11 protein-coding genes are annotated in these 17,282 nt (G+C 67.2%); 3 read left to right on the top strand and 8 right to left on the bottom strand.

The features are described 5' to 3' along the window. Positions 1-84 precede the first annotated feature (84 nt). Positions 85-1,629, top strand: coding sequence for an acyl-CoA carboxylase subunit beta (locus ACIA8C_RS17460; RefSeq protein WP_397135633.1), 1,545 nt, complete (start codon positions 85-87; stop codon positions 1,627-1,629). A 59-nt stretch (positions 1,630-1,688) separates the two neighbouring features. On the opposite strand, the gene ACIA8C_RS17455 is transcribed toward ACIA8C_RS17460, so the two are convergent. Further along, positions 1,689-2,186: a peptidylprolyl isomerase gene (locus ACIA8C_RS17455; RefSeq protein ID WP_396991817.1), complete on the bottom strand. Its 498-nt coding sequence runs from the start codon at positions 2,184-2,186 to the stop codon at positions 1,689-1,691. A gap of 412 nt (positions 2,187-2,598) precedes the next feature. Here ACIA8C_RS17455 and ACIA8C_RS17450 point away from each other — a divergent pair, with 412 nt between their 5' ends. Next, complete coding sequence (locus ACIA8C_RS17450) at positions 2,599-5,955, top strand: arabinosyltransferase domain-containing protein (RefSeq protein WP_397135631.1); 3,357 nt, start codon at positions 2,599-2,601, stop codon at positions 5,953-5,955. A gap of 96 nt (positions 5,956-6,051) precedes the next feature. Then, positions 6,052-6,639, top strand: a complete 588-nt coding sequence (locus tag ACIA8C_RS17445) for a Uma2 family endonuclease (RefSeq protein WP_397135629.1) — start codon at positions 6,052-6,054, stop codon at positions 6,637-6,639. 8 nt (positions 6,640-6,647) lie between these two features. Here the strand turns inward: ACIA8C_RS17445 and ACIA8C_RS17440 are convergent, their stop codons facing one another. From ACIA8C_RS17440 to ACIA8C_RS17410, 7 genes are all read right to left on the bottom strand, one after another. Then, positions 6,648-6,788 (bottom strand): hypothetical protein, encoded by a 141-nt coding sequence (locus tag ACIA8C_RS17440; RefSeq protein ID WP_397135627.1) that lies wholly within the window; start codon positions 6,786-6,788, stop codon positions 6,648-6,650. 168 nt (positions 6,789-6,956) lie between these two features. Beyond that, a complete protein-coding gene (locus ACIA8C_RS17435; protein ID WP_396991813.1) occupies positions 6,957-7,118 on the bottom strand; it encodes a hypothetical protein in 162 nt (53 codons plus the stop codon). Positions 7,119-7,258: 140 nt separating this feature from the next. Then, the gene (locus ACIA8C_RS17430; RefSeq protein ID WP_397135625.1) at positions 7,259-10,627 is read right to left on the bottom strand and encodes an arabinosyltransferase domain-containing protein; all 3,369 of its coding nucleotides are present in this window, start codon (positions 10,625-10,627) and stop codon (positions 7,259-7,261) included. 47 nt (positions 10,628-10,674) lie between these two features. Next, positions 10,675-12,552: a glycosyl transferase gene (locus ACIA8C_RS17425; protein ID WP_397135623.1), complete on the bottom strand. Its 1,878-nt coding sequence runs from the start codon at positions 12,550-12,552 to the stop codon at positions 10,675-10,677. 150 nt (positions 12,553-12,702) lie between these two features. Next, positions 12,703-14,604 carry an arabinofuranosyltransferase gene (locus tag ACIA8C_RS17420; RefSeq protein WP_397135723.1) on the bottom strand — a complete coding sequence of 634 codons (1,902 nt, stop codon included), beginning with the start codon at positions 14,602-14,604 and terminating at the stop codon, positions 12,703-12,705. 341 nt (positions 14,605-14,945) lie between these two features. After that, positions 14,946-15,707 (bottom strand): decaprenylphospho-beta-D-erythro-pentofuranosid-2-ulose 2-reductase, encoded by a 762-nt coding sequence (locus ACIA8C_RS17415; protein WP_397135621.1) that lies wholly within the window; start codon positions 15,705-15,707, stop codon positions 14,946-14,948. Next, on the bottom strand, positions 15,704-17,191 hold the full coding sequence (locus ACIA8C_RS17410; RefSeq protein ID WP_397135721.1) for an FAD-binding protein: 1,488 nt from the start codon (positions 17,189-17,191) through the stop codon (positions 15,704-15,706). The genes ACIA8C_RS17415 and ACIA8C_RS17410 overlap by 4 nt, the downstream gene beginning before the upstream one ends. Positions 17,192-17,282: the final 91 nt, after the last annotated feature.

The following is a 17,282-nucleotide window of genomic DNA, read 5'->3' as shown; positions in this document are numbered from 1 at the left end:
GGGCCACGTGAGCAAGCGAAGCGCGCGAACCATTTACGCAGCGCCGGTGGGCACGGCGGAGCCGAGCGCTAGCGAGGTGCAGCTGTGAGTACTACTGCTGAGAAGCTTGCCGACCTGCGTAAAAGACTGGATCTCGCGCAGGAACCGGCGGGCGAAGCGGGAGTGGCGAAGCGGGCGAAGAAGGGCATCCCCAGTGCCCGCGACCGGATCAACATGCTGCTCGATCCAGGCACTTTCGTGGAAATCGGTGCGCTGGTGCGCAAGCCGGGTGACCCCACCGCGCTCTACGGCGACGGCGTGGTCACCGGGCACGGCCTCGTCGAGGGCCGACCGGTGGCGGTGTTCTCGCACGACCAGACCGTGTACGGCGGTTCGGTCGGCGAGATGTTCGGCCGCAAGGTCGCCGGGATCATGGAGTACGCGGCCAAGGTCGGCTGCCCGGTGGTCGGCATCAACGATTCCGGTGGCGCGCGCGTGCAGGAGGCGGTGACCTCGCTGGCCTGGTACGCCGAGCTGGGTCGTCGGCAGGAGCCGCTGTCCGGTCTGGTGCCGCAGATCTCGATGATCCTCGGCAAGTGCGCGGGCGGCGCGGTGTATGCCCCGATCAACACCGACGTGGTGGTGGCGACCGAAGAGGCGTACATGTTCGTCACCGGCCCCAAGGTGATCCGCGAGGTCACCGGCGAGGACGTCAGCCTCGAGGAGCTCGGCGGCGCGCAGAGCCAGGCCGAGTACGGCAACATCCATCACGTCGCGCCGGACGAGAAGTCGGCGTTCGAGTGGGTGCGCGACTACCTGAGCTTCCTGCCGACCAGCTGTCAGGAGCTGCCGCCGATCGTGAATCCCGGCCTGGAGCCGGAGCTCACCGACAGCGACCTGGAACTGAATTCCCTGGTGCCGGACTCGGATAACGCCGCCTACGACATGCACGACATCCTGCTGCGCATCTTCGACGACGGCGGCTTCCACGAGATCGGCGCAACCGCGGGACGCAACATCATCACCGGCTTCGCCCGCGTCGACGGTCGTCCCGTCGGCGTCGTGGCCAACCAGCCGATGGTCTACGCGGGCGCGCTGGACGCGCGGGCCTCGGACAAGGCGGCGCATTTCGTGCGCCTGAGCGACGCGTTCGAGATCCCGCTGGTCTTCGTCGTCGACACCCCGGGCTTCCTGCCCGGCGTGGAGCAGGAGAAAATCGGCGTGATCAAGCGCGGCGGCCGGTTCCTGTTCTCCTACGTGGAGGCGACGGTACCGAAAGTGACTGTCGTGATTCGCAAGTCGTACGGTGGCGGCTACGCGGTGATGGGCTCCAAGCAGCTCGGCGCCGACGTGAACCTGGCCTGGCCGACCGCGCGCATCGCGGTGATGGGTGCCGAGAGCGCGGTGAGCCTGATCGGCGGTAAGCAGATCGAGGCTGCGCCCGAGGAGCAACGGGCGGCCGTGCGCCAGCAGATGATCGACTTCTACAACGCCACCATGGCGACGCCATGGGTGGCCGCCGAGCGCGGGTACATCGACGCGGTCATCGAGCCCGCCAACACCCGGTTGGAACTGCGCAAAGCCCTGCAGCTGCTGCGCGACAAGACGCTGGCGCGCAATCCGCGCAAGCACCACCTACTGCCGTTGTAAAACCGGAATCGGGCCGCATCCCGTTGGGGCGCGGCCCGATTCACCCGAGTCGGGCTACCTCAGCCGAGGCTGGCGGATTCGATGATGACGTCGTCGGTCGGCACGTCCTGGTGCCCGCCGGTGGTGCCGGTGGCGACGGCGGCGATCTTGTCGACCACCTCGGTGCCCTCGATCACCTTGCCGAACACCGTGTAACCCCAGCCGGACGGGGTCGGCGCGGAGTGGTTCAGGAACGCGTTGTCGGAGACGTTGACGAAGAACTGCGCGGTCGCCGAGTGCGGGTCGTTGGTGCGCGCCATCGCCACCGTGTACTTGTCGTTCTTCAGGCCGTTATTGGCCTCGTTCTGGATCGGCGCCTGCACGCCCTTCTGGCGCAGGCCGCGCTCGAAGCCGCCGCCCTGAATCATGAAGCCGGGAATGACGCGGTGGAAGATGGTGCCGTTGTAGTGACCCGCGTTCACGTAATCCACGAAGTTCTGCACCGTGTTCGGCGCCTTCTGGTCGTCAAGTTCCAGGACGATCGGTCCGTAATTCGTCGTGAGATTCACCTTGGTCATACCCACACCTTGCCAGCCCGCCGTCGCGCGCGTTTTGCCGGTCTTGGGATGCGGTCCGACTAGTGCTTACGGCACGCGGCCGGGAACGGCGGTCATGCTGGGCGTGTCCGGCGAGTCGCCGCTGTGCATATGTCAGCCGGTATGACATTTATCCAGGTCAGGGCGGAAGAAGTTCATTCCACATTTCAATTGATCTAGAAACGGCCAACTGATCTGGTGCGAACATGGGTAACTCGCCGGGTACGCCCACAACGTGATTCGCGACTAACCGCTGGACGCCGGCGAAACTTGCCGCGCACTTAAGTCTGGCTTGAATACGCGGAGAGGCGGGGGAGCCCTGCCTAAAGACTCGGAGTGGCGGACTAGCCTGGCCTGAAGACGTGGGAGGGGCGGGGAGCTAGCATTGCCAATCGTGCCCGACGCCGCTACTGCTGTCCTGACGAAACCGCCCTCCGTGCCAGCGGCCTCTCCGGCCGATTTCCGCACCGCGCGAATAATCGCGCTGGTCGCCGGATTGCTCGGCGCGTTGTTCGCCTTGGCGACACCGTTCCTGCCGGTGACGCAGACCACCGCGCAGTTGAACTGGCCACAGGGCGGGACGCTCGGCAATGTGCAGGCCCCCTTGATGTCTCAGGTCCCGATCGACCTGAGCGCGAGCATCCCGTGTAGCGCGGTCGCGCAGCTGCCGGAACGTGGCGGCATGTTGCTGGCCACCGCGCCGCCGCAGGGCGACCGGGCCGCGCTGGAGGCGTTGTTCATTCGGGTGTCGGACACCTCGGTGGACGTGGTCGACCGCAACGCGGTGGTGGTGTCGGCCCAGCGCTCGGACATGGACCGGTGCTCGGCGCTGGTGCTCACCTCCGACAATCAGCGCACGCACGCGGAATTCCAGGGCCTCACCCGGCTGGTCGACGATCCGAAGGCACCGGCGGGCAGCGGGCAGCAGCTGGAGGTGCCGGTCGAAGGGACCATGAACAGCGACCTGCGCCCGCAGGTGGTCGGCGTCTTCTCCGAGCTCAAGGGCGCGGCGCCGGCCGGGCTTTCGTTCAACATGACGGTCGATACCCGGTTCTCCAGCAGCCCGACCGCGATCAAGCTGATCGCGATGATCGCGGCGGTGCTGTGCACCCTGGTCGCGCTCGCGGCGCTGGCTCGGCTCGACGGCAGTGACGGGCGCGGGCACCGCCGGTTCCTGCCGTCGAACTGGCTGAAGCCCACCTTCGCCGACGGCGCGATCATCGGCACGCTGCTGGTGTGGCATTTCGTCGGCGCCAACACCTCCGACGACGGCTACATCCTGAGCATGGTGCGGGTCGCGCCGCACGCGGGCTACATGGCCAACTACTTCCGCTGGTACGGCGTGCCGGAGGCGCCGTTCGGCTGGTACTACTACGTCATCCAGCTCTTCGCGGAGTTCTCCACCGCGAGCGCGTGGGTCCGGGTGCCCGCGTTGCTGTGCGCCATCCTCTGCTGGATGGTGATCAGCCGCGAGGTGGTGCCCCGGCTCGGCCGCGGCGTGCGCAACAGCAAGGTCGCGCTGTGGACCGGCGGTCTGGTGTTCCTCGCGTTCTGGCTGCCGTTCGACAACGGACTGCGCTCGGAGCCGATCGTCGCGCTGGGCGCGCTGCTCACCTGGGTATCGATCGAGCGGGCCATCGCGACCGGGCGGTTGTTGCCCGCCGGTGTCGCGGTCTTGGTCGCGGCGTTCACGCTGGCTGCGGCGCCTACCGGATTGATGTGTGTGGCGGCGCTGCTCGCCGGTATCCGTCCGCTGGTGCGGATCGTGGTGCGCAGGCGACGGCAGTTCGGCTCCGCGGGGGCGAAGTGGTGGTCGACGCTGCCACTGCTCGCACCGATCGCCGCGGCCGGGTTGCTGGTGCTGATCGCGGTGTACACCGATCAGACCTTCGCGGGCATCCAGGAGGCCAACCGGGTGCGTCAGGTGACCGGGCCGAACCTCGCCTGGTACGAGGACTACCTGCGCTACTACTACCTGTTCGTGGAGACGGTCGACGGTTCGCTGGCCCGTCGGTTCGCGTTCCTGGTGATGCTGCTGTGCCTGTTCACCACCATGCTGGTGTTGTTGCGGCGCAGGCAGGTTCCCGGCATCGCGAGCGGGCCGACCTGGCGGCTGATGGGTGTCGTCTTCGGGACCATCTTCTTCATGATGTTCAATCCGACCAAGTGGACGCACCACTTCGGCGCGTACGCGGGCATCGCCGGTTCGCTGGCCGCGGTGACCGCGGTCGCCGTCTCGGCATCGGCCTTGCGGGCGCGGAAGAATCGCGCGATCTTCCTGGCGGGCTTGTTGTTCGTGCTCGCGCTCTCGTTCTCCGGCATCAACGGCTACTGGTATGTGTCCAGCTTCGGCGTGCCGTGGTTCGACAAGCGGATCTCGCTGCACGGCTACCAGTCCAATACCCTGATGCTCGGCTTGTTCGGTCTCGCACTGGCTTTGGTCGCCTGGCACTCGTTGCGCGAGGGCTACGCCAAACCGGAGGCCTCGGCGAAGTCGGCGCGCGGCAAGCGGATTCGCAAGTTCGCCGCGATCCCGCTCACCGTCGTCGCCGCGCTGATGGTGTTGCTCGAGGTGCTCTCGCTGGTCAAGGGTGCGGTCGCGCAGTATCCGGCGTACTCGATCGCCCGGTCGAACCTCGACGCGATCGGCGGCAGCAGCTGCGGCCTCGCCAATGACGTGCTGGTGGAACCGAATCCGAACGGCGGCGCCTTGCAGCCGGTCGCCGATCCGGCCCATCCGCTCACCGACCCGAACGACCCGCTGGCAGGCACCGATCCGGTCGGTTTCGATCCGAACGGTGTGCCCAACGACCTGTCCGCCGACAGCGTCGAGGTGAAGCCGGGCACCGGCAACACCTCCACCCAGTCGGTCGGCGCCGCGTTCGCCGAGGGGCAGAGCGCGGGCACCGGCGGTGGCCAGGGTGCGCGCGGCGTCAACGGCAGCACCGTGGCGCTGCCGTTCGGGCTCGACCCGGCGACCACGCCGATCCTCGGCAGCTACCAGAGCGGGGTGCAGCAGCCCGCGCACCTCACGTCGAGCTGGTACCAGCTCGCGCCGCGGTCCGAGGACAAGCCGCTCGTGGTGATCTCCGCGGCCGGTCGCATCCTGTCGGTCGACGACACCGGCGACACAAAATACGGCCAGTCGCTCACCGTCGACTACGGCAGGCACCTGCCGGACGGCAGCGTCGAGAAGCTCGGCACCTACCTGCCGCGCGACATCGGCCCGTTCCCGTCCTGGCGCAACCTGCGCGTCCCGCTCGCCGAGATCGCGCCCGACGCCGACGTGGTGCGCGTCGTCGCCAACGACCCGATCCTGATCGGCGACCAGTGGCTGGCGTTCACCCCGCCGCGGATGCCGAAGTTGCAGTCGCTCAACAGCTTCATCGGTTCCGATCAGCCGGTCCTCGAGGACTGGGCGGTCGGCCTGCAGTTCCCCTGCCAGCGCCCGCTCTACCACAAGAACGGCGTCGCAGAGGTCCCCGGCTACCGCATCCTGCCCGATCGCCCGCTCGCCATCAGCTCCACCAACACCTGGCAGGCAGAAGAATTCGGCGGCCTCCTCGGCTTCTCCCAAATGCTGGCAAAGTCAGTAACCGTCCCCACCTACCTCAAGGACAACTGGGCCCGAGACTGGGGCTCCCTGGAGCGCTACGACCAGTACGACCGCAGCGCCACCCCAGCCCAATTGGAAACCGGCACCACCACCCGCTCCGGCTTCTGGTCCCCCGGCCAACTCCGGGTGTTCTAAGCCTTGCACTCGGGGCGGCGGTCGATGAGTTTCATCGACCGCCGCTTTGGCTGTCGACCTGGAAAGAACTCGTCAGACGCCCGGTAGGCTCACGGCATGACGAGCGGCGCTCCCAGCGACTGGTACCGGTGGATCCCGGAGCAGATCACCGCGCGGGACTATGAGCTTCTGCCAGAAGACTTCTGCCGCACGATCGAAGTCGTCGACGGTCACATCGTGAAATGCGAGAGCCCGTCGCGTCTGCACAACCGAGTGGCGCGCCGCATAGCCACGCACATGGAGGCCGGACGTAAACCGGAGCCCTGCCTCATGGTCGACACCGATGTCGACGTCCGAATCAGCGATGTTCCCTTGAGTCTGCGCAGGCCCGATGTGATCGTGTATCGCTGCCTCGATGACGATGTGAAGCTCTACGCGGGCGACACAGTCCTTGCTGTCGAGGTCGTATCGCCCGACAGTTCCTTCCACACCGACACCGTGGAGAAGAAGGCGGCTTACGCCGCAGCCGGGATCCCGGTGTATCTCATAGTGTTTCTGACCGAAGCAGGTGACGGCATCGAGCTGATCGAGGAATATCGCCTGTCCGAAGGTCGATACCACCTCGTCTGCTTGCACACCCGCCGCCTGACATTGGATTCACCCATCCCGGTCGACGTCGCGTTCGGTGACCTGGTGGCAGGGTAAGCGGCGGGTCAAGAACAGTCGACGCCGCCGAGCTCACGCCTGAGCACCTCTTGTGAGGTGCTGGCGAACTCGGTTGTCGCCTCGACTATTCCGACGAAAGACAGGCCGACGAGCTCGGGCGGGTCCGTGTCGTCGAAGGCCATTGTCATGGTTTCCAGCCTATCGTTCGCGAACCATGCGACGCCTGGTCATTGTTGTGCCGGGCATAGCCCGTAAAGGCGTCGACTCTGCGTGGGTCTGCCCGGGTTCGGTGGCGCGGCTGACCGATTTGAGACCATGGCCCAGTTCGGTCAGTAAACCGGTGGCGGGAGGGTTGCTCAGACCTTTGTCATACGCAGACCGAGTTCGCGGCGGAGGACCTCCTGGGAGGGGAGGCGGTCGAGTACGCGCAGGATCGCGGGGCGCAGTTCGCGTTGTTCATCTGCGGTGAGCAGACCGACGAGGTCACGCAGATCCATCTGGTCGAAAGCCGACGTCATAGTTCACAGGTTACGGATTTCTGTGGGTTTCGTCCTGCGATCTCGCGGTGTTTTTGCCGTCCAACCGGTCTGTTTACAACATCTTTGCGGCCCCGCAACACCGAACCGGCTGGTCCGGTGTCACGGAACGGCAACTACGGCTAGCGAACCCGGATCGGATCGTCCTTGGCCAAACCGCTTCGGGTTTGCACCGTGACGCCGATCTCAGCCGGTGTCGCGTTCGGGTCATATGGGGTGAACTTCTCCAGGGATCCCCAGTCGCGCGACCAGTCGTGGTCGAGGTAGCTGGGGATGGTTTGCGACTTCAGCAGCAGCCCGGTCCAGCCGAGCGGCCCGCCGCCGATGTCGTCCTGCCAGGCATTGGACGCGTCGGAGCCGACCCGGTCGGGCAGGATGCGCCAGTCGGGCACCTCGGCGATCCCGTCGTGGTGGTCGAACGGGCGCTGGCACGGGAAGGCGAGCCCGACGTGCCAGTCGAGCAGCACCGGGTTCCGCGATCCGACAACGGAATTCAGCGTGGCCAGCTTGGGCAGCCGAGGCGGGGTGACCGCGAGCCACTGCTTCTGGGTGATGTCGTTGTCCGCCGCGACCAGCCGCACCGCGTTCGCCTCGACCGGCAGCCGGTCCAGCGGCACCCGCAGGTTGCGCCAGGACGGCGCGGGCCCGATGTCGATCGGGTCGACCGAGCCGAGCTTGCGCACCGAGCCGTCCGCCGCGCGCACGCCGTATTCGAGGTGCAGTTCCTGGCCATAGGTGACGACACCGTCGGCGTCCACGTGCCGGATCCGGCCCGCCGCGGTGATGGCAAGTACCTGATAGGCGGGGTCGTGGCGCATGCTGTCGGACAGATCGAGGTGATACCACTGGGAGGTCAGCGAGGCCTGCTGCTGCTCGTCCTCCTGGTAGCTGCCCATGATCGGCGTGGTCGCCGGGTCGAGCCCGAACGGCAGCGCGACCGTGCTGCCGTTGATGCCGGTCTGCGTGGTGGTGCCGCCGCCGGTGCCAGCGCCGGTGGTCTTGGTGGTCTTGTTCTTGGCGCCGGAGTTCACCGAGTTGGCCCCGCCGGACACGGTCTCATCCGCGTCGGCGGTGAGGTCGCTCGCGACCCCGTTGGGCGTGAATCCCTTTGACTCCGCCGCCAATCCGTCGGCGGCCGCACCGGAGTAGGGGAGCAGCACCGACTTGGCGGTGTCCGTCTCCACCAGCACCTCGTTCGCCAACGCGCACGAATCGCCCTTCAGCGACTGAAGATTCGACTTGGCGACCGAGTACGCGGGGTACTGCGCGACCGCCGCCTTGGCCAACGACGCCACCTCGAACAGCACGAGCAGCGCCGCGGCGATGGTCAGCGGCGCGCTCGCGAACCGATCGAAACGCTTCGGCGTCGTGCGCGCCCGGCGATACGGCTCCCGATAGTGCAGCCACACCGCGGCCGCCAGCGCGACCCCGCTGAGCCCGAGGAACAGCGTGGAGAAGCCCTTGCCCGCGAACAGCGGCGCCTTGTCCCACCACGGCACGCCGTAGCTGGATACATACCACCAGCCGTTCGATCCGGTGAACGTCACGGCGAGCAGGAAAAGCACCGCCGCCGCGAACAACGCCCGATTGCGCGGCGAGCGAATTCCCTCGCTGCCCACCGCGACCGCGGCGAGCGCGGCCAGCGAGCCTGCCAATCCGGCGTACACGCCGAAGTGGTGCGTCCACTTGGTCGGCGTGAACATCATCAGCACCAGTGACGCGAACACGATGCCGAGAATCCGCACCGACGGCCCGCGCGAGGTGCCGGGGATGCGTCCCTTGCGCAACACCTGCAGCACGCAGACCAGCAGGCACAGCAGCATGACCAGCACACCGAACCGCCGGGCCAGCGACCCGTCCGGCGAGAGCATCAGCAGCGAATCCCACCGCGTGCGTTCATCGAACCAGGCCACGTTCGGCCCGACGATGGTGCGCACCCGGGTGGCTTCGAGCACGGTGGACAGCGTCTGATCGGCGAAAACCACCACCAGCACCAGGGTTCCGGCGGAGAGGCCGGGTGCGAGCAGCGCCAGATAGCGGAAAAGCGTTGTCGCCCAAGAGGGTCGAGTCGCGTGCGCGCCGGACTTTGTTGCCGGAGCACTGTTCTCGTCCGCGTCTTCGTCGAGTCCCATTGAACCCGAGGGGCTTTCGGCAACTCCACCACCAACCGCAGGAACAACCCCCCGTGCGCGCTTGATGATGATCTGCAGCACCGGCCGCGAACCCGCGATCAACGCTCCGATACAGATGAGCCCGGTCGGCCCGGCTGCCAGCGAGAACCCGGCGATCAGCACCGCGATCGCCGCGGGCAGCAGGCGGCCGGTAGCGATGGCGCGTTCGATCGAGCACCAGGTGAGCAACGCACCCGCCGCGATCAGCGGCTCAGGCCGCAGCCCGTTGTCATACGGCAACCAGAAGGCGAGAAACACCAGCCCGGCCGTCCACAGCGCCACCTTGTTCCGGCGCACCCGGGCGCCCAAGCGCGGCAACACTTCCCGGCTGATCACCAGCCAGCACGTCACACCCGCGAGCACGGCGGGCAGCCGCATCCACGGGCTGGCATCGGAGATCCTGGTCATCCACGCGAGCACCTCGTACGACCAGCCGAACGGCGCCTCCGGCACGCCGAACCAGCGGTAGTAGTTGGCCATGTACCCGGCGTGCCCGGAGGCCCGCGCCATGTTCAGGATGTAGCCGTCGTCGGAAGTGTTGGCGCCGATGAAGTGCCACAGCCCGAGCGTGCCGAGCACCACCGCGTCGGTCACCGTGAACCGCCACCAGTGCGCGGGCAGGAACCGGCGTGCCCGGCGCCGATCGCTGGTGTCCAGCATGTGCATGGCGAGCAGCGCGATGATCGTGAACACCACGGCCGCGATGATCGCGACCAGCTTCAGCACCGACGGCGACGAGGAGAAGCGCGAGTCGATGTCGGCGTGCAACCGAGCGCCGTCCAACCGTCCGGCCTCGAGATCGGTGAACACGCCGACCATTTGCGGCCGGATGTCCCGAGTCACGGTGTTACGGAACGGCGTCCCGTCCTGCCGCGTCGCACCGGTGATCTCGGTGCTCGTGGCGGCGGCCGTCGAATCGATGGTGAGCGCCGTGCAGCCCCCCGCGGTGATCTCGGCGACCGGCGCGGACAGCAGCGGCACATCGCGCAGCACCACCGACAGCGTGCCGTCGGCGACCGACACCACCAGCCCGGTGGTCGCCGCCTGCCCCGACGAGACCGGCACGGTGGACACCACCGTGCCCGATCCCACCGCCTGTATCAGCGAGCACGGCAGCGTCGCGTTCAACCGCAGTGGCTGATACGACACCAGCGGTGCCTCGACGCTGCTGACGCCGGCCTGTGGCCAGTCCAGCGCGGCCCGGTCCTGCCGCACCGGCAACAGCGGTGTCAGCAGCGCCAGCACGAATCCGAGGAGCCCGGAGACGAGGGCGATCAGGCGGTAACGGGTGAACGCTCGAGTTGATCGGTCCGGTCGCACGGGGGTTGATGCTAGCCACCCGAGTGGCCGGAGCCGGTGATCACCACCTATCGCAGCGCGCGAACATCCCAAACCCACACGTCATCGACCCGGGTCGGCCCGAAACCGAGCAGCTGCGTCATGGTGGTGCGCAGCGCGTCCACATTCCTGGTCGCGGGCAGCACGAACACGTCGGCCCGCCAGAAGTTCAGGTCGGCGCGGATCTGGTCGCGCGCCTCGTCGGTCAGCGGCGGCACGGTGCCGGTGTCCTGCGCCTGCACGAGCAGCGCGGTGGTCGGCCGGAACTCGGGGCCGTAGATGCCCTTCTTCTGGGTGCTGGTCGGGCCGACGAAATAGCCACCGGCCAGCGGGAAGTCGAAGTTCGCTTCGGCCTGCCAGCGCAGCGCGCCCGCGTCCATCGGCCGGGACGGCGGCACCATCACCACGGACCCGTTGTTGACGTAATCGCGCACGGTTCCGTCCGCGAAGAAGGCGGGTGTCGGCGGGCGCTGCACCACCGGAAGGACGGTCGGTATCAGCGGCAGCAACGCGAAAAGCAGTGCGCCGAACCAGGCCAGCGGCCGCCAGTCGACCGGCGACTCCCGCCACCAGCCGATCGCCCGCTGGGTCGCCAGGGCGAGCACCGCCGCGATGGCCGGGATGGCCGCCATGGTGAGCCGGGTTTCCAGCACCGTGCTCAGCAGCGGGACGTGTTCGGCCAAGCGCCACGGCAACGCGATGCCGGTGTCCCGCTTGCCGAACATGGCGACCGCGCCGAGCGACAGCACCCCGAACACCGCGATCACCACGGTCGCGGCCCGGACCACCCGTTCCCGCGACAGCAGCGCGACGGTGACCGCGAGCACCAGCAGCAGTGGCCAGCCGAAGTAGGCGTTCTGCTCGGTGTCGTTGATCGCCACGTACTGCCCCGGCAAGAAGATCCCGCCCAGCGACTCGGAGGGGAACTGGGTGATCGCCTTCAGATCGTTGCCCATCGGGCCGTGATCGATCGAGCGGTAGCTCTGCGGCCCGAAGAACTGGTACCACAGCGGTATCACGGTGCACAGCAAGGCGATTGCCCCGGCCAGCAGGATCGCCGGGGTGATCCCGCGCAGCACCCGCAAGCCCTGTCGCGGGGTGTGCAAGTAGTACACAACCGTGAACAGGCCGAAGGACAGCGCGAAGATCAGCAGCGGTTCCTCGCCGAGCGCGATCTGCAGTGCGACAAGGAATCCCAGCAGGGCGGCGTCGCGAATGCGCCAGCGCCGCCGCTCTCCGGCGCCGACCCCGGCCCGCCGCGCCATCCGGATCAGCAGTCCGGCCATGATCGGAAGCAGAAGCAGCACAACGAAGTTCGGGTGCGCGTTGGCATGGGAGATCATCGCGGGCGCGAAACCGCAGAACAACCCGCCGATTCCGGCCGCGACCCTGGACTCGACCAGCTCTCGCGAGAACAGCCAATACCAGGCCAGCGCGGTGGTGGCCAGGCCGAGCGTCAGGACGAGCACGAACGTCACGGTCGGCCCGAACAACAGGGTGATCGGTGTCAGCGGCACCCCGACCCCGAACATGGCCGTGTTGGCCATCATGTTCACCCCGGCCGGGAAGTTCTGCAGCGTCGTGCCGAGCGGGTTGTGCAGATGCGCCACCGAATGCGCGGTGACCGCGAAGAACCATTCCCACATGGTCTGGTCCTGACCGCTCTTGATCAGGTATCCGCTCTGCGTATTGCGCCACTGCCCGGATAGGACGACGACCGCCAACGCCAGGTACCCGAAAGCCGGGACCAGATCGACCGGGTTGATCCGGAGGCGGGGGAGCCTGCGCTTGCGGACCGGGGTCGATGTCCCGGTGGTGAGCACTCCGGTCGCGGTCGAATCTCTTTCCGCGATTCCTACCGCCGACCCGTCCTGCTCGCCCAGATCGACCTGTTGTGCCCGTACCACCTGCAAACTTCTCCCATAACTAGCTTCAACTCAGCCGCCCACGCTAACCGAAGACACTGTGTTGTGCCTGGCAACGGGGGCTGCGCGCAACGCGAAAACAGGGCAGCGGCGCAGGTCGGACCGCGCTTCTGCCCTGTTTATTAGATCTTGCTATCGGCGGAGGGTGACCAAGGTGAAGGGGCCGATGACGGTGGTGGTGAAGCGCGGATCGGCGAACAGCTCCTTGGAGAAGGCGACGGTGTAGCGCTGCACGTTGGGATCGTTCGGGTAGACGTCCCTGGCGAGACGCAGCGTGTAGGTGTCGCCGCTATTGCGGAACAGGAAGGCGTCCGGAGCCCGCCACGGGCTGGCCGCCAGCGCGTCGAGCAGCTCGCCGGAGGACTTCAGCTTGCTCCAGTTCTCGATGGTCGCGGCCCGGCCGGGGAAGTCGGCGAGCATGTTCGCGTAGTGCGAGGTGAGCGCCTGGAAGCCGTAGTACGGGTAGAAGGACAGGAAGCTGGTGTCGGCGGTGAGCAGCACCGTGTCCGAGCGCGGTCGCCCGGTCTGGGCGAGCAGGACCCTGTCGATCTCGCGATAGTGCCCAACGGCCGAGGGCGGGCGCTTGTCCGCGCGTTCACCGTTGCCGTCGGTGTCGGTGTAGGCGGTGGTGATTTCCGGCGCGAGGATGTGCGGGATGTTCTGGGTGAACGCGAGCGCGCCGACGATAGCGACCGCCACCGTGGCGAGCCGGAAGCCGCTCGGCTCGTTCACCACCTGATAGATCGCCCTTGCCCCCTCGACGAAGCCAAACGCGCCCGCCGCGGCGAGCAGCGCGAGCAGCACCGACTCCAGCCGGAACGACAGCAGCGTGGTGCCCGCCGCGGTCGCCGCCATGGACAGCAGCGACCACAGGTAGACGGCGAGCACGCCGATGCCGAGCGCCTGCGCGCGTCGCGACGACGCGGCCCGCACTACCAGCCAGAGCAGGCCGACGAGGCAGAGCGCGCCGCGCCACGAGAATTCGGCCATCGGCAACGGCAGTTCGGAGCCGGACTCGGGCAGATAGTGGAATGCGGAGCCCGAGGTCGCGACCTTGCCGCTCAGCGTCTTCAGCAGATACGGCAGCCACACGATCAGCGCGATCACCGCGGCGATCGCCGCGATCACTACTAGGCGCACCAGCGGGGCGACGGCCGCCCGCCACGGCCGGATGGTGTCGTCGGCGCGGGTACGTCGAGGATGCGCGGCGGCGTACTGTTCGCGCACCGCGAGCCCGGCCGCGACGAGACCCATCAGCGCGACGGCGAAGGCCGCGAAGCCCGCGTACAAGGTGTAGAACGTGGCGGACATGCCAAGGAACAACCCGGTGCCGAGCACCGCACCCCAACCGCCGAGGGTGTGCCCGCGATCAACCGGCCGATGCAGCGCACCCCAGGCCAGCACCAGCGCGGGCGGCAGCAGGATCACGATCACCGCGCTGTACGCCTCCGGCGACGCGTACGCGACCGCGAGCGCGGTCACCGCCGCCGTCACCGCGATGGCCCAGTCCGCGCGAATCAGCTTGGACCACAGCACGAGTGAGATCACCGCCGCCACCGCGATCGACCCGATCGCGTACGGCTTGAATACCGCCCACCCGTCCATGCCGAGTACGTTGGCCACGCGTCCGCCGATCCAGAACCACCCGGCCGGATAGAACGGCGGCAGATCCGCGTAGGTCATGTCGTGCAGCGCGGCGGAGTCGGTGAGCCGAGTCAGGTACTCGGTCCGGAATTCCTGATCCACCGAGACGCCGAGCAGATACAGCTTGGTCGCCCCCAACGGCATCCCGAGGGTGAACGTGACGAACGTCGAAATGCCGACCCAGGACAGCAGTTTCGCCACCCACGGCCGAGCGAACCACCGACCCGGCCGCAGCCGCGTCAGCGCGATCGCCGTGACCACGAAGACCGCGGCGACCACCTGCCCGACCGTCGTCAACGCCCGAGTCACATTGGAGGAGTTGAACGCGGGCCAGTGCACCAGCGAGAACGCGACGAGCCCGACCGCGGTTACCACGATGGCAACCAGCATCGCCAGCACAGCCTCGCCAACACCCGACCCGACTTGCTCAGCGAGCAGAGATCCTCGTCCGCGCACCGGAGCAGGTGCTTCGCCCTGTTCCACGACCGTGGCCGTCATCGATCCGCTCCGACAGCCTGGACGTGCGGCGGGCACGCCGTGCTGCGACGTTCTCGGATTACTCGCATGGCATCTCCGGGTTCATTCGAGTTGCGCGGACGATCGGCGATCATGCTGCCAGGTCCGGCTTCGGATGTGACAGCGCGTGCCGTCGTGGCGAAACGAAAAAGCCGCACCTCCCGACTCACGCAATAGGTGCGGGGCCGGATCGAGGTGCGGCTCTCAGACCAAGACTAAATAGGGAGTTTGCGGAAGATCGGGCGCGGGATGTGGCGCAGGATCATCATCACGTAGCGGAAGGTGCCCGGCGCCCAGACGAGCTCCTTGCCCTTCTGCGCGGCCGAAACCGCAAGCACCGCAATGTCTTCCTTGTCGACGGTGAGCGGCGCCTCTTTGACGTGTGCGGAGAACTTGGTCCGCACCATGCCCGGCCGGATCACCAGCACGCGCGGCCCGTGCGGGCGCAGCGCCTCGCCGAGTCCGAGGAAGAACCCGTCCAGGCCCGCCTTGGTCGATCCGTAGACGAAGTTCGAGCGGCGGACCCGCTCGCCGGCGACCGAGGACATGGCGATGATCCGCCCGAAGCCCTGCGCCTTCATCTTCTCGCCGACCAGCACGCCGACGGAAACCGATGCGGTGTAATTGATTCCGGCGACCTGCACGGCCTTGCGCTGGTTCTGCCACAGCTCTTCGGGATCGCCGTCCAGCGCGAACGCGACGATGGCGATATCGATGTCGCCGCCGTCCCAGGCCGCGTCGATCACCTTCGGGTGGCTGTCGGTGTCGAGCGCGTCGAAATCGATGAGATCGACCTGGCTCGCGCCGGCCGCCGTCATCTTGGCGACCGCGTCTTCGCGTAGCGGATCGTTCGGCAGTGCGGCGAGGACGACGCGCGCGGGCCCCTTCTTCAGGTATTCCGCGCAGATCGCCAGACCGATCTCGGAGGTCCCGCCCAGCAGCAGAATGGCCTGCGGGTTACCTACGGCATTGATCACTGCAGCTCCAGCCTTCTCGCCATGTCGGACATGAAAACGCCTGTGGGATCGACAGTTCGGCGGATCTTGATCCACTCGTCGATCCGCGGGTACATCTTGTGGAACGTCTCCGCGGTGGTCCGCGAGTCCTTCGCGGTGTACAGCCGCCCGCCGAACTCGACCACCCGCCGGTCCAGCTCGCTGACCAGCTCGTTGAGCCCCGGCTTGATCGGGAAGTCGACGCAGATGTTCCAGCCCGGCATCGGGAAGCTCAGCGGCGCCGGATTGCTCGCGCCGAACAGCTTGAACACGTTGAGCGCCGAGTAGTGGCCCGACCCCTGGATGTCGATGATGATCTTCTTGAACTCCTCGACCGCCTCGGTCGGCACCACGAACTGGTACTGCAGGAATCCGTTGGAACCGTAGCCACGGTTCCACTCCGCGATCATGTCCAGCGGGTGATAGAACTGCGTCAGGTTCTGCACCTTGCCGGTGTAGTTGCCGCCCATCGCGTAGTACGCCTCGCCGATGGACCGCAGCGTCAGCTTGTTCATGGTCCAGTTCGGGAAGATGTCCGGCACCGTCATCAGTTGCGGCGCATCGAATTTCAGTGGCTTGGCGCGCAGCCGCTTGGGCAGCTCGTCGACCTTGGCCAGGCGGCCGCGGGTGATGGTGGCCCGGCCGAGCTTCGGCGCCGGGCTGATCACGTCGAACCACGCGCTGGAATAGGTGTAGTTGGCCTCGCTGCCGTCGCTGTGCGCCGCGATCGTCTCGTCGAGCGTCGTGGTCTTCACGCCGTCGTTGAGGAAGTACGCCGACTCGGTCGGCGTCATCTCGATGGTCGCGCGCAGGATGATGCCGGTGAGGCCGTTGCCGCCGACGGTCGCCCAGAACAGCTTGGCGTTGCGCTTCGGGGTGATGTGCTGCACCTGGCCATCGGCGGTCAGCAGATCGATCGAGCGCACGTGGTTGCCGAAGCTGCCCTCGCTGTGATGATTCTTACCGTGGATGTCGGAGGCGATGGCGCCGCCGATCGTCACCTGACGGGTGCCAGGCAGCACCGGGACCCACAGCCCGAACGGCAGTGCCGCCTTCATGAGCTGGTCCAGGCTGACGCCGCCATCCACGTCGACGATCCGCGTATCGCGGTCGATCCGATGGATGTTGTTCAGCGCCGTCATATCGATGACCAGGCCGCCCGCGTTCTGCGCGTGGTCGCCGTAGGACCGGCCGAGCCCGCGCGCGATCACGCCGCGGCGCAGATGCGGGGGCTTGGCGTCGTTGTCCTCGGCGACCATGGCGACGGCCTTGGCGATCAGTTCGGGGTCGCCGGTCGAGAGCACTTCGGATGAGGTTGGTGCGGTGCGACCCCACCCGGTCAACGTGCGGGTGCGCGTCGGCAATGCGAACGCAGTCCCGGCGTCGGCCCCATCGTTTGTGACGGTGGTGCCGCTCTCGTTACCGGTCGTCGTGGTGGCGGTCGGAGCTTTCGTGGACATCGGCATAGAGGCTACAGGTATGGCCGGACATCGGCGTCGATGTCTCTTACTCCGGAGTAGTGATCTACATATCGGTTTAGCGACCGCTACGCTCGTC

The sequence above is a fragment of the Nocardia sp. NPDC051321 genome (genome assembly GCF_044455225.1).
GTDB lineage: Bacteria > Actinomycetota > Actinomycetes > Mycobacteriales > Mycobacteriaceae > Nocardia.
The sequence above is the reverse complement of the archived record's forward strand: the minus strand, read 5'-3'. Positions and strand labels throughout refer to the sequence as shown.